The sequence below is a fragment of the uncultured Gilvimarinus sp. genome, from assembly GCF_963972205.1.
Taxonomy (GTDB): Bacteria; Pseudomonadota; Gammaproteobacteria; order Pseudomonadales; family Cellvibrionaceae; genus Gilvimarinus; species Gilvimarinus japonicus.
Genome location: NZ_CAXAUC010000004.1, coordinates 215,068 through 228,558, shown reverse-complemented (window position 1 = coordinate 228,558; position 13,491 = coordinate 215,068). Strand labels below are relative to the sequence as shown.

Sequence of the window (13,491 nt, the reverse complement as noted above, 5' to 3'; positions counted from 1 at the left end):
GACGAAAGCTACACTCTAGTAGATCGTATATCCTCATCACCCGCCCGATAAGCATCAAATCCCCGCATACCACGCATAACCACGGTCCTCCCAAAAGCCGCCGTTGCCACTGCCTATGTCGGCAAAACTCTCGACCAATTCAATCGCCATAACGTATTTGGCCATTTTGTAACCCAGTTGCCGCTCTACACGCAAACGCAGCGGAGCGCCATTGGCAACGGGCAAGGGTTCGCCGTTAAGTTCGTAGGCCAGCAGGGTTTGTGGATGCAGCGCGTCTTCCATATCGATGCTTTCGTAGTACGGATCTTGGCTTGAGCCCCAGCGGTCGGCGCAGTGAAAAACCACATAGCGTGCTTGCGGCAGCGGTTGTACTTGAGCGAGCAATGCACTCAACTGAGCCCCCGTCCACTGGCCAATTGCACTCCAGCCCTCTACGCAATCGTGCCGGGTAATCTGGGTGCGTGACGGCAAGGCTTTAATATCCGTTAAGCTCAAGTTCATGGGGTTTTGTACCTGCCCCCCGACTTGTAACAGGTAGCTGGAGAAATTATCGGCAAGCAACCGTCGGTAAGCGGGAGTATCTGGGTTGGTATTACCGTTGGCCCGAAATTGCGGCGAAATGGCCTCCGGAGGAAATTCGCGAGCCATACTCTGACGAGATGTAAGCGCATGTTGCGCCCTACTGCTGAGCGTTTCGGCGCTGCCCAGCACCCCTTTAAACCAACTGGAGCGCGACAGCCGATCACAGCCACTTAATACTGAGGCGCCGCCGATGGCCAGTAGGCTTTTAAGTGCCGTACGGCGAGTTTTTTGATCTTTTTTAAAATCACTCATGACGCGCCTCTGGTTTTGTTTGCTCTGTGCCATTTGCATGATAACGGTAGCGGCCGGTAATCATAGAGCGCAGGTTATTCCATAAACCGGTTATGGCAACTTCAAATAAATGCACCATTACAAACAACACCAAGCCGCCCGCCGCTAAAAAATGCAAACTGCGGGCGCTTTGCCGGCCACCCAAAAGCTCTAGTACACCATGCATAACCGTGTTCATACGCGGCGACATGCACAAGCCGGTCACCACCATCAGTCCGCCGAGACCAAAAATCACAATCAAGTACGCCAGCTTTTGCAAAATATTATAACGCTTGGCGGCCTCGCCCTTGGGGTGACGCAATTTAATATGGTCGATTACCGAGCGGCCAAAGCCGCGCCAATCGGCACGCGTGGGAGTCAGGTCACGCAAATGACCCGTGCAGGCAGACCAGATAAGGTATAAGGCTGCGTTAAACACCAACGCCCAAGCAAAAAAGAAATGCCACTGCCGACCGGTCGCCAGCGATTGCCAGCTAGGTATAGTAAGCCAACCGGGAAACCTACCTAGGGCGAGCCAAGGCGAGTCAAAATCGGACGCTGAGCCCCAATAGAGCGCGGGGTGAGCATTAAAGATTTGCAGTCCACTCATCAATAAAATAAGCAGACACAAAGCGTTAACCCAATGGGTGATACGCACCGGCAAACGGTGACGGTAAAAACTATACGTTGTGGCATGGGTGCGGGACATAGGCAGTCAATCCATAGTCGTTTCTTATTGTGTCCTTAGGGGACAGCACTGGCCAGCTGAAAATAATTCCAGCACGTGTTGTCCGGTCCATTGTAAGACGAGCGTTATAAGACCAACAAAACCGAGTGAACAGAGCCGACCACTCGGTTTTGTTTTGTCACCCGCGCACTATTTGTCCTCTAGCATTTTACCCAGCGCGGTACCGATGGAGGCCGCCCCTCCTAACTGCCAGCCGCCATCCACCGGAATCACCGCGCCGGTAATAAACCCGGCTAACTCGGAGCTTAAAAACAAGCAGGCATCGGCGATATCCCGCGGGCGGCCCATGCGTTTAAGCGGTACAGTTTGCAAAATTTTATCGCGCATCTGCTCGCCCGGGGCCAAACGGTCCATACCCTCGGTGCCTTCGATGGGGCCGGGAATAATGGAGTTAACCCGCACGCCCTCACCACCCCACTCGATGCTTAACGTTCGGGTAATCATATCGACACCGGCTTTGGCCGCACACACGTGAATTTGGCCGGCCATGGCGAGCTGCGCTTGCGGCGCCGAGATATTAACAATAGACGCACCCGGCTTGCGCAAATACGGATACACCGCGCTCATCACATGCCAGGTGCCTTTAAGGTCGATATCCACCACCGCGCCAAAGCCGTTGTCAGACAACTGTCGCGCCAATGCGGGAAAATTACCGGCAGCGCCCGAGACCACAACGTCGAGCGCCCCCCAACGTGCATTGAGTTGGCCTACCGCTTCCCGCACGGCCTCGCCATCGCGAACATCAGCGCTGTAGCCACAGGCGTCTTGGGCACCTTGCTCTTTAAGTGCTTTTACGGTCTCATCGATTTTGTCTTGCGAGCGGCTAATCACACACACGCTGGCACCACAGCTGGCGTAGCGCTCGGCAATACCACGGCAAATGCCGCTGGTGCCGCCGACGACTAATACGGTTTTTCCTGCACAATCTATGGTTACAGACACAGTCTTACTCCTTATTTATTGCCGGAGGCCTTATTACCCGACATTATTTTTTGTACCGCCGCACGGCATTCGTCGCCATTTAAGCACTTGGCAAACTCAACCAACTCAGCCTCAATAACTGCCTCTAAGTCGATTTGATCGCCCGCGCGCAGTAAGTGTTTGGTCACAGCCAGCGCCTGTGGTGGGCGGTTAACCAATTCGCGGCACACCCAGTCGACTTCACCTTCAAGACGCTCATCGCTGTACACCTCATTAATTAAGCCAAACCGGTGGGCATCCGACGCAAGTATCGGCTCGCCCAGCATAAGCATCTCACGCGCTCGCGCCACGCCTACCCGCTCGGCCAGCAAGGCGCTTGCGCCAAACTCGGGGCACAGGCCCAATTTGACAAAGGGCAACTGAAAAAACGCATCTTCACAGGCGTAGACTAAATCGCAGTGCAACAATAAGGTGGTGCCAATACCAACGGCGGCTCCATTTACTTCGGCCACCAGTGGTTTATGCAGCCCCATAACTGCCCGCATAAACTGACGCGCCGGATGATCTTGGGTTAATTCGGGGGCCGACATAAAATCAGCCAGATCATTGCCCGCGGTAAAGCTATCGCCACTGCCGGTAATACGCACCACCCGCACCTCGTCGGCGGTTTGAGCCCACGCGAGCGCATCGGCTAAAGATTGATACATCGCCAGCGACAGGGCGTTTTTCTGGGCGGGGCGGTTAATTTGGATTTTAAGCACCGAGCGGACACACTCGGCGTGTACTTCCTGACACAGCTGCAACGGCAGATTCACTCTCACCTCCAAAGTTTGGGTACCTCACACAATACCCATTGAGTGTAGACCTTCTGTCGCCGGGCCGAAACCTGAGAATGTCACAGTTTTAGCGGCGCAGACCGGATTTGCGCAGATGACACCCTCGCGCCTGACCGGTACAATTGCGCCTCACACAATGACAGACCTAGGCACTATGAACATCCGCGAACAGCTTACCGCCCGAATCCAAACCGCCATGACCCTGGCCGGTATCCCTATTGAATGTCGTCCCATGGTGGCTGCGGCCAAAAAAGCCGGTTTTGGCGATTACCAAGCCAACGGCGCCATGGGCGCCGCCAAAAAGATGGGCACCAACCCACGGGAGCTCGCCGCTAAGATTGTCGAGTTAGTTGAACTGGACGATATCGCCGATAAGCTGGAAATCGCCGGGCCCGGCTTTATCAATATTCATTTAAAGCCCGAGTGGTTAGCCGAGTGTGTCGCCGATGCGGAGCAAGACGATGCGCTTGCCATTAACCCCGCCGCCGAGCCCAAAACCATTGTCATTGACTACTCATCCCCTAACCTCGCCAAAGAGATGCACGTGGGCCATTTGCGCTCGAGTATTATTGGCGATGCGCTGGTGCGTATACTCAGCCGCTTGGGCCACAAAGTCATTCGGCAAAATCACGTGGGCGACTGGGGCACCCAATTTGGCATGCTGATCGCCGAGCTGGAAGAAACCCTGCAAACCGATGCCAGCGCCGCAATGGCCCTAAAAGATTTAGAGGTTTTTTACCAGCAATCAAAGGCGCACTTTGACGCCGACCAAGCCTTTGCTGACAAAGCCCGCGAGTACGTGGTTAAGCTGCAATCGGGCGACGCCAATGTGTTAAAACTGTGGGAGCAATTTAAGCAGGTCTCGCTAGAGCACAGCGCCGATATTTACCGCAAGCTTAATGTCACCCTAACCGAGCAAGACGTGTGCGGCGAGAGCTTTTACAACGAAGACTTAGCGCCGCTGCTGCAAGAGTTAAAAGATCAGCAGCTGGCCGTAGAAGATCAAGGTGCGCAAGTTGTATTTTTGGATGAGTTGGCCGACAAAGAAGGCAACCCATCGCCCGTCATTATTCAAAAGCAAGGTGGCGGCTTTTTGTATGCCACCACCGACCTGGCGGCCATTCGCTACCGTGCGGGTCAACTGGGTGCCGACCGCATTTTATACTTTATCGATGCGCGCCAATCACTGCACATGCAACAAGTGTTTACCCTCGCTCGCAAAGCCGGCTTTGTCGACAGCGACGTGAGCTTAGAGCACCACGCGTTTGGCACTATGATGGGCGCCGATGGCAAGCCCTTTAAAACTCGCTCGGGCGGTACCGTTAAATTATCAGCATTGCTTGACGAAGCGGTAGAGCGCGCCGCGGCGGTCATTACCGAGAAAAACCCCGAGCTTGAAGGCGCAAGCGAGATTGCCCGCAAAGTGGGTATTGGTGCGGTTAAATACGCTGACTTATCGAAAACCCGCACCAACGATTACGTGTTTAACTGGGACACCATGCTCAGCTTTGAAGGCAACACAGGCCCCTATTTGCAATACGCGTACACGCGGATTCAGAGTATTTTTCGCAAGGCCGGCATTAACCCAGACGAGTTAACCGGCGATATTATTCTGGGCACCGAGCAAGAAAAAGCCTTGGCGATTAAGTTACTACAGCTGGGTGAGGTACTGGAGCAAGTGGCCGGCGACGCCCTGCCGCATTTGTTATGCACTTACCTGTACGATGTGGCCAGCTTGTACATGCGTTTTTACGAAGCTTGCCCAATATTAAAATCGGATGTACCGGCCGAGCTTAAAGCCAGTCGCTTGCGCTTGTGCCACGCAACATCGCGTACACTGGCAACAGGTTTAGATATGCTGGGCATTGAAGTCAGCGAAAGAATGTAAACTCGCGTGTAGCGCTACAAAAAAACGCCCGGTTATGAGTAATAATCGGGCGTTTTTTTATGCGAAACCTTAAGGGCGCCGCTATCAATTCTGAATTGTCTCTGCGCGAGTCCAAAACGTTCAACCGCTAGGCGCTCTTTGCAGGCAATGGCCGTAGCCCTTGGCAAAAAGAGCAACGACGCGGGTGGGCATTTTGTCCGCGCTCTTTAGTTAGCCAATGCGCTGGGCACCTTGGCTGGCGTGACAAATATGAACTTCGGCGTGCCGATTATAGTGCTCAAGGTAACGGGTACGGGTTTGCTCGGCAATGGCGGCGCTCAGATCGTTAGGCACCAAGGCTACCACGCAGCCCCCAAAGCCGCCGCCCGTCATGCGCACGCCGCCGTTGTTATCTAGCATCTGCTCGACGGTTGCCACCAAAAAGTCGATCTCCGGCACGGTTATTTCAAAGTCATCACGCATGGATACATGGGACGCCGCCATTAGCCCATGCAAGCTCGACAAATCATTGTCAGCCAAAGCCTTTGCCGCATTGACCGTGCGCTCGTTTTCGGTAATCACGTGCCGAGCACGCCGATAGGCCGCATCGTCCAGCGCGTCTTTGTGCGCCGCGAGCATGGCCAAGTCGGCCTCGCGCAAACTTGCGACTGACATGATTCTCGCCGCCCGCTCGCAGTCTTCGCGGCGATCATTGTATTCACTGCCCACTAATTGTCGCTCCACCTTCGAGTCGATAATCATCAAACTCAAGTCCGCCGGCATGGAAACAGATCGATACGACAAATCGCGACAATCGAGCAGCAACGCATTGCCCGCCTCGCCCGCCGCCGATGCGAGCTGATCCATAATGCCGCAGTTACAGCCGGCAAACTCACTCTCGGCGTGCTGGCAAATACGCGCGACCTCGCGCTTGTCCAGCCCCAGCTGGTTTAGTTCACTGCACGCGGTGGCAAACGCAACCGACAAAGATGCCGAAGAGCTAAGGCCTGCGCCTCGGGGAACATTACCCAACACGTAAATATTCATGCCTTTAATAAAAGCACGCTCACGCGCGAAATGCGCACACACGCCGCGCAAGTAATCTGACCAAGACTGCACAGCATCGCGCGCGATACTGGTGGTTAAGTCCCACTCACTTACAGCGTCATCAAAGTTACCGGCAACCACTTTAACGACGGTATCTTCTCGTGGGCTAAGGGCCAAATAAGTGCCGTAGCCAATAGCGCAAGGCAAGACAAACCCGTCATTGTAATCGGTGTGCTCGCCAATCAAATTCACCCGGCCGGGGGCAAAAAACAAAGCGGTAGGAGGCGCACCAAAAACGCGTTCGAACCCATTTTTTACATCTGTTTGCATTAACGCTACCAATCCCCCTACTCGCTCAGAAAATGTGTCGTCGAACATGCACGCAAGCGCTCGGCCGCCTGTTCGGGGGTGATATCCCGCTGCGCCTCAGCCAACATTTCATACCCCACCATAAACTTCTTAACACTAGCGCTGCGCAACAGCGGCGGAAAAAAGCTGGCATGCAATTGCCAGTGAGATTGGTCCTGGTTATTAAACGCGCGGCCGCGCCACCCCATTGAGTAGGGAAAACTACACTGAAACAAATTGTCGTAGCGGGTTAAAAAGCGCTTTAATATCTGTGCTAACGACGCTTTCTGTTCGACGTTGAGCTGATCTAAATGAGTCACCGGCATACGCGGCAACAACAATGTCTCAAAGGGCCAGCAAGCCCAGAAAGGCACGACAACCACCCAGTGATCGTTTTGCTCCACGACCCTTTCACCCAGAGCGATCTCTTTCTCGGCGTAATCCAGTAATAAATTGCGTTCGTGCTCGTGTTGATAACGCGCGAGGTTAGCGTCTATTTTAGCCGCCTCTGTGGGCAGTTGATCTTGCGCCCAAACTTGGCCGTGCGGGTGTGGGTTAGAGCATCCCATTACCGCGCCTTTATTCTCAAAGATTTGTACCCACTCGTACTGCGCGCCCAGCTCTAACAGTTGCGTTACCCAAGTATCAATCACACCCACCAAGGCCGCTTCACTCAACTGCGGTAAACTTTTACTGTGATCGGGAGAAAAACAAATCACCCGCGCTGCGCCCTGAACCGACCGAGCCACCAACAACGAGTCATCTGGCACATCTAGCTCGACAGCGTTATTTTGCAGTGCCGGAAAATCGTTATCGAACACAAAAGTGCCCTGATACGCGGGGTTAATATCCCCCGTAATACGTTTATTACCAGCGCAGAGATAGCAGCTGGCATCATAGCTTGGCGGCACATACGTGGCGGGCGCTTCTTGCTGCCCCTGCCACGGCCGCTTGGCCCGATGGGGCGACACCAGAACCCACTCGTCCAGCAGCGGGTTCCAGCGGCGATGACTCTGATCATCGAGCGCCGCTTTATTGGATTGATTTGTTTCCGTCACGTTATTTACCTCAAAAACCGATTACCACCAAGCCGCGTACAGCGCGGTTAAAATAACGACAATACAAGCCGTCGCAATGTTAAAGCCGGTACTGGTGGAGAAGTCCATATGCCCCAACTCAATGGCTTTTTCACTGTTTTGTTTAGAGCGAACCGCCAACCCCAGCGCCATACAGATAATAAAGATCAAGCCAACACGATCCATAAACGGCAACTCGGGCCAAAACAGTCGTGCCAAAATAGACAGCACCACGGACGATATCGCCGCCAACAACGCCGAGTTTGCGTTAGCACGCTTCACAAAAAAGCCCAAAATAAAGATAGCGACGATGCCGGGCGTAAAGAAGCCGGTAAATTCTTGAATGTATTGGAAGGCCTGATCCAGCTTACCCAGTAGCGGTTCGGCAATAATCATTGCAAGCACCATCGCGGTAACCGCGGCCACACGACCAATCATTACCAATTTTTTCTCGGACGTTTCGCCGCGGCTTAACTGGCGGTAAATATCCATGGTGAAAATCGTCGACACACTATTTGCCATCGAGCTAAGCGATGAGGCTACGGCGGCGACCAAGGCGGCAAATGTCAGCCCCATCAAACCGGCGGGCACCAACTTCATCATCTCGGGGTAAGCCATATCGGGGCGCTCCAGGTTGGGAGCCAACACCAACGCGGCAATACCAGGCAACACCACCAAAACTGGCATCAAGAGTTTTAAGAAAGCGGCAAACGCCATACCTTTTTGCGCCTCACGTAGGCTTTTAGCCGCCAAGGTGCGCTGAGTGATGTATTGGTTAAACCCCCAGTAGGACAAGTTCATAATCCACATGCCGCCAATCAACACCGAGATACCGGGAAGGCTGATGTAATCTTCATGCTCGGGCGAGAGAATTAAATCGAAACTTTCGGGTGTTTTTTCAAGCAACGTCTGAAAACCACTTACCACGCCCTGGCCACCAGAAACCTCCACCAAAGCCAGGTAACTGACCAACAAGCCGCCAAAAACCAGCAATACAACTTGCACAATATCCGTTAACGCCACCGCTTTTAAGCCGCCGTACAGCGAGTACGCCATAGAAAACACCGCTAAAAACAGCATGCCGTACATCATGTCGACACCGACGATGGTTTTGATGGCCAGCGCGCCTAAGTACAACACCGCCGTTAAGTTAACGAAGGTGTACACCGCCAACCAAAAAAACGCCATCACCAGCTGCACGCGTTTATCAAAGCGCTGTTCTAAAAATTGCGGCATGGTGTAGATTTTTTTCTCAAGCAGTATCGGTAAAAACCACTTGCCGATTACAATCAAAGTAATGGCCGCCATCCACTCATACGAGGCGATGGCCAAACCAATGGCATAGCCCGAACCGGACATACCAATAATCTGCTCGGCCGAGATATTAGCCGCCACCAACGACGAACCTACCGCCCACCAAGGCAGTGAATTACTCGCCAAGAAGTAATCCGAGCTGTTCTTGTCATGGCCGGCTTTCTCCCGCGAGACCCACCAAGCGAGCACGAGAAGGAATAGACAATAGGCGACAAACACGCCGATATCGATACTGCTAATATTCATGGGATCAACCTTTTAATATTTACCGTTATTGTTATAACAAGCGTACCCTTAAGCGTTGGGGTAACCCTCAGGGTTATTGCTTTGCCAGTGCCAGGTATCACGCATCATCTCATTCAGCCCAAAGCGCGCCCGCCAACCCAGCGCCTGCTCGGCGTGTTCAGGGTTGGCATAACAGACGGCGATGTCGCCGGTTCGGCGTGGGGCCAAGGTATACTCGATGGTTTTGCCACAGGCTTGCTCAAATGCAGCGATAACTTGCAACACCGAGTAACCGATACCTGTACCCAGATTATACGCCCGACAACCGGGCGCCAAGCCTAACAAAGTGTTAAGTGCCGCCACGTGGCCACCGGCTAGATCCACCACATGGATATAATCGCGCACACCGGTGCCATCAAGCGTGTCGTAATCGTGGCCAAACACACTCACGGCCTCGCGCTTACCAATAGCCACTTGCGCCACATAGGGCACTAAATTGTTGGGAATGCCGGATGGATCTTCCCCTATCAAGCCGCTGGCGTGAGCCCCGATCGGGTTAAAGTAACGCAGCAAGCTAAGATTCCAACGGGCCTCGGGGGCCGCAGCAGTGTCTTCTAGCATTTGCTCGACCATCAACTTGCTGCGCCCGTATGGGTTAGTAGCCTGACGGGGAAACGACTCGTCGATCGGTACTGTTTGTGGGTCGCCATAGACTGTCGCCGACGAGCTGAAAATCAAATTCCACACCTCGTGCTCGGCCATCACCTCGCATAAGGTCAAAGTCCCCGCAACGTTATCGCGGTAGTAGGTTAGCGGAATCTGGGTGGACTCGCCCACGGCTTTTAAGCCGGCAAAATGCATCACCGCCTGAATTTCCTCGGCGACAAACACCTCGCTCAAAGCCGCGCGATCATTAATGTCTAAGCGATAACAGCTGGGGCGATAACCAGAAATAGTCGCAATACGATCCAGTACCGCAGGCTTACTATTGCAAAAATTATCCACGATAACCGGCCGGTAGCCCGCCGCAATCAACTCAACACACACATGGCTACCAATATAACCGGCGCCCCCGGTGACCAAAATGGCAGGCAACTCACCTATCTCTTGTGGCTCTTTCAAGAAAACTCCAAGCTTTTATATATAATATAAATACTATAGTAATCGAATTTCGCTCGAATGCCAAAGGTTGATTCAACTCAGCAGTCCGCCGCTTTTTCCGGTTTTAAAAGACGCATGGCACCTAAATCGTCAACACTGGCGCCAACGCGCAATGGCAACCACCCGCTCACAGCACAGATAAAGGCGTTGAGAAGTGTTTACACGCCGACACTTTAATTTATAATATATATCTCACTATATTAACATAACAAAAACTTACCCTAATCAGGGCAACAGCCTTAAGAGCAACATTAGCGAGCACACAACCACAAAACCGGGCAGCTCTTGGTGAGTCAAGCTCGGCCAATACTTGCACACAACCTTTACATAAAAACAACGGAGACACCCATGTATCCCGTCGACTTAAAGCACTATGCCAGTCACACCATTCTTGCAACCGTGGTGGGCCTAACCGCTCAATCCGCATTTGCACAACAGTCCAATACCGATGAAGCCTCAGCTCCAGCACTGGAAGAAGTCGTGGTAATGGGCCGCTATCAAAAAAGCTTGCAATCGGCGCTGGAGCAAAAACGCGACTCTGCCAGTTTAATTGAGGCAATCTCGGCCGAAGATATAGGCCAGCTGCCAGACGTTTCTATTACCGAAAGCTTGGCGCGGCTGCCAGGCCTTGCCCAAGACCGCGACCGCGGGAACGGCAGCCAGATATCGATTCGTGGCATGGGCGGGCAATTGGGCTTGACCACCCTCAACGGTCGCGAAGTGGCCACCGTAGAAGAAGACCGCAACATCCGCTACGATCAGTTTCCCGCCGAGCTGATTAACGCCGCCCAAGTGTACAAAACCCCTCAGGCGAAGCTCGCCGAAGGCGGCGTATCGGGCACGATCAACCTCGAAACGGTAGCACCACTGGATTACGACGATCGCGTCGTCGCCCTTGGTGTACGCGGCTCCGTGTACGAGCTGGGCAGCGCCATTGACGATGCCGCTAACAGTGGTGTCGGCACCCGTTACAGCGCCTCTTACATTGATCAGTTTGCCGACGAAACGTTAGGCGTTGCCATCGGTATTGCCGGCCAGGATCAACCCATCGCCACCCAGCGGGCAGAGCTGTGGAACTACGGCGACACCTGGCACAACACGCAGTGGAACGAGGCCGAAGGCCAAAGCTATAACGCCCCGTGGGGTGGCTCGGCATTAGTGCGCGGCGGGGAAGATTCGCGCATCGGCGGCATGGCTGTTATACAGTGGCAACCCAGCGACAACGTCGAGCTGGCCTACGACTTCTTTTACTCCCGCCTTGAAATTGACGAAGAGCAACGCGGTTTTGACTTTAACATCGACCCTGCTTACGAGCGCCAATGGCAAGTACTGGACAGCGTACCGACCCGCTACACCAACGACGATGCCGGGCCACAAGATTTAATTGCCGGCCGCGTGGGTTTAAGCTCACTGCGCAACCTAAACGAGCACTTTAGCCAAACCGACGAGTTAATCAGCAACGGTTTAAAGCTCGATTGGCATCTCGAACGCTGGGATCTCGCCGCCGACATTTCTTACTCCGAAACCAACCGCGACCGCGAATGGCATTCTGTGCGCACCAGCAATACCTCTAGCGATATATTCGCCACGTTTTCTGACGATGGTGACGGTCGTTTGGTATTCGGTTTAGACTCAGGCGTAAGCCTGACCGATCTATCGCAAAACCAAATCGACAACATCACCGTACAACCACGCGCTACGGGCAACGACTCTATCGGCGCTATTATGTTAGAAGCACGCCGCGAGCTCGATGCCGGCATCTTCAACGGGGTTAGCTTTGGTGTGCGCTACTCGGACCGCGAGAAATCTCAAGATGCGCAAATTTGGGATCAATTTGTAACCGCTAACAGCAGCGGTATTGATCCGAGCCTAGTGATCGACGCCAACGCCGACGATTATTGGAGCGATTTACCAGAATACCTAACCCTTGATCGCGACGCGGTGATTAACCAATACTTTGGCGGCCTTGCCAACCCCACACCGGGCGACAACAACGACTTGCTCGCGGGCTGGAACGTCACCGAGGAAATTACCGCTGCGTTTGTACAGCTAGACATTGCCACCAGTGTCGCCGGCTTACCGCTAACCGGTAATATCGGGGTTCGTGCCGTCAGTACCGATAATAGCTCCAGCGGCTACCAATTATTAAACGCCAGTACTTGGGTCGAGCAGCCGCCGGGCTCCGGCAACTGGGTAGAGGTGCCACCCACGGCCTCACCAGTTACGGTTGACAACAGCTACGACGATGTTTTACCGAGCCTTAACTTAGCGCTCGATCTAACCAACGATACCATCGTCCGTTTTGCCGCCGCTAAAACCATTGCCCGTGCGCCGCTGGATTTCTTAAGCCCGGCGGTAGATCTCAGCCAAGATCAGTATGCGCCTAACCCCGGCGAGTCCGGTTCGGGCAACCCAGAGCTAGAACCCTTCCGCGCCACACAGGTGGACCTATCTTACGAGTGGTACTTTGCCGAGGGTGACAGTGTTGCCGCCACGGTTTACTACAAGCATATGGATTCGTACATCGCCCGCCAGGCCGGTGCCAAAACCATTGTAGTAGATGGCTCGGAATACTCGCTGTCACTGCCGGTTAATGGCTCGGGCGGCTATATTCGCGGTTACGAGCTAATGTATCAACAGGCGTTTGATTTTCTGCCGGGTATTCTCGGCGGTTTAGGCGTATACGCAAACTATGCTTACACCGAGTCCAACATCAAACAAGGCACGCCGCTGTACGCCGAGCCGTTTGGTTTAACCGGTTTATCCGAGCATGTCGGCACCGCCACCTTATGGCACTACCACAAAGGCTTTGAAAGCCGTTTATCCTACAACTACCGCAGTGAATTTCAGCGCGACGTTAATCGGGTACAAGGTGAAGAGGGTGTTAATGCGGCCGAGGGCTATCTCGACTTGAGCTTGTCCTACGAGGTAAACGACAACATAAAAGTGTTGCTGCAAGTGCAAAACCTAACAGACGAACCTTACAAGGTGTACGGATTAGAATCCAACAACCCCGATCACTACAACAAGTATGAAGAGTTTGGCCAGCGTTATGTGGTGGGCATTAACTGGAAGCTGTAACTCACTAACGTTTGA

10 protein-coding genes are annotated in these 13,491 nt (G+C 53.5%); 2 read left to right on the top strand and 8 right to left on the bottom strand.

The window, feature by feature from the left end; all coding sequences use genetic code 11:
* Window positions 1-54 precede the first annotated feature (54 nt).
* From AACY82_RS09405 to AACY82_RS09390, 4 genes are all read right to left on the bottom strand, one after another.
* Complete coding sequence (locus AACY82_RS09405; RefSeq protein ID WP_339616541.1) at window positions 55-834, bottom strand: molybdopterin-binding protein; 780 nt, start codon at window positions 832-834, stop codon at window positions 55-57.
* Window positions 827-1,561, bottom strand: coding sequence for a cytochrome b/b6 domain-containing protein (locus tag AACY82_RS09400; RefSeq protein ID WP_339616540.1), 735 nt, complete (start codon window positions 1,559-1,561; stop codon window positions 827-829). The genes AACY82_RS09405 and AACY82_RS09400 overlap by 8 nt, the downstream gene beginning before the upstream one ends.
* 168 nt (window positions 1,562-1,729) lie before the next feature.
* The gene (locus AACY82_RS09395; RefSeq protein ID WP_339616539.1) at window positions 1,730-2,542 is read right to left on the bottom strand and encodes an SDR family oxidoreductase; all 813 of its coding nucleotides are present in this window, start codon (window positions 2,540-2,542) and stop codon (window positions 1,730-1,732) included.
* A gap of 11 nt (window positions 2,543-2,553) precedes the next feature.
* The gene (locus AACY82_RS09390) at window positions 2,554-3,336 is read right to left on the bottom strand and encodes an enoyl-CoA hydratase (RefSeq protein WP_339616538.1); all 783 of its coding nucleotides are present in this window, start codon (window positions 3,334-3,336) and stop codon (window positions 2,554-2,556) included.
* Window positions 3,337-3,511: 175 nt separating this feature from the next.
* On the opposite strand from AACY82_RS09390, the gene argS reads away from it, so the two are divergent.
* On the top strand, window positions 3,512-5,245 hold the full coding sequence (gene argS / locus AACY82_RS09385) for an arginine--tRNA ligase (RefSeq protein ID WP_339616587.1): 1,734 nt from the start codon (window positions 3,512-3,514) through the stop codon (window positions 5,243-5,245).
* A gap of 210 nt (window positions 5,246-5,455) precedes the next feature.
* Here the strand turns inward: argS and galK are convergent, their stop codons facing one another.
* The 4 genes from galK to galE are packed head-to-tail and all read right to left on the bottom strand — an operon-like array spanning window position 5,456 to window position 10,356.
* Window positions 5,456-6,601 (bottom strand): galactokinase, encoded by a 1,146-nt coding sequence (galK, locus tag AACY82_RS09380; protein ID WP_339616537.1) that lies wholly within the window; start codon window positions 6,599-6,601, stop codon window positions 5,456-5,458.
* 17 nt (window positions 6,602-6,618) lie between these two features.
* Window positions 6,619-7,677, bottom strand: coding sequence for a UDP-glucose--hexose-1-phosphate uridylyltransferase (locus AACY82_RS09375; protein ID WP_339616536.1), 1,059 nt, complete (start codon window positions 7,675-7,677; stop codon window positions 6,619-6,621).
* A gap of 21 nt (window positions 7,678-7,698) precedes the next feature.
* Window positions 7,699-9,255, bottom strand: coding sequence for a sodium/sugar symporter (locus AACY82_RS09370; RefSeq protein WP_339616535.1), 1,557 nt, complete (start codon window positions 9,253-9,255; stop codon window positions 7,699-7,701).
* 48 nt (window positions 9,256-9,303) lie between these two features.
* Entirely contained in the window at window positions 9,304-10,356 is a 1,053-nt protein-coding gene (gene galE / locus AACY82_RS09365; protein WP_339616534.1) for a UDP-glucose 4-epimerase GalE, read from the bottom strand.
* A gap of 387 nt (window positions 10,357-10,743) precedes the next feature.
* Here galE and AACY82_RS09360 point away from each other — a divergent pair, with 387 nt between their 5' ends.
* Window positions 10,744-13,476, top strand: a complete 2,733-nt coding sequence (locus AACY82_RS09360) for a TonB-dependent receptor (RefSeq protein WP_339616533.1) — start codon at window positions 10,744-10,746, stop codon at window positions 13,474-13,476.
* Window positions 13,477-13,491 lie beyond the last annotated feature (15 nt).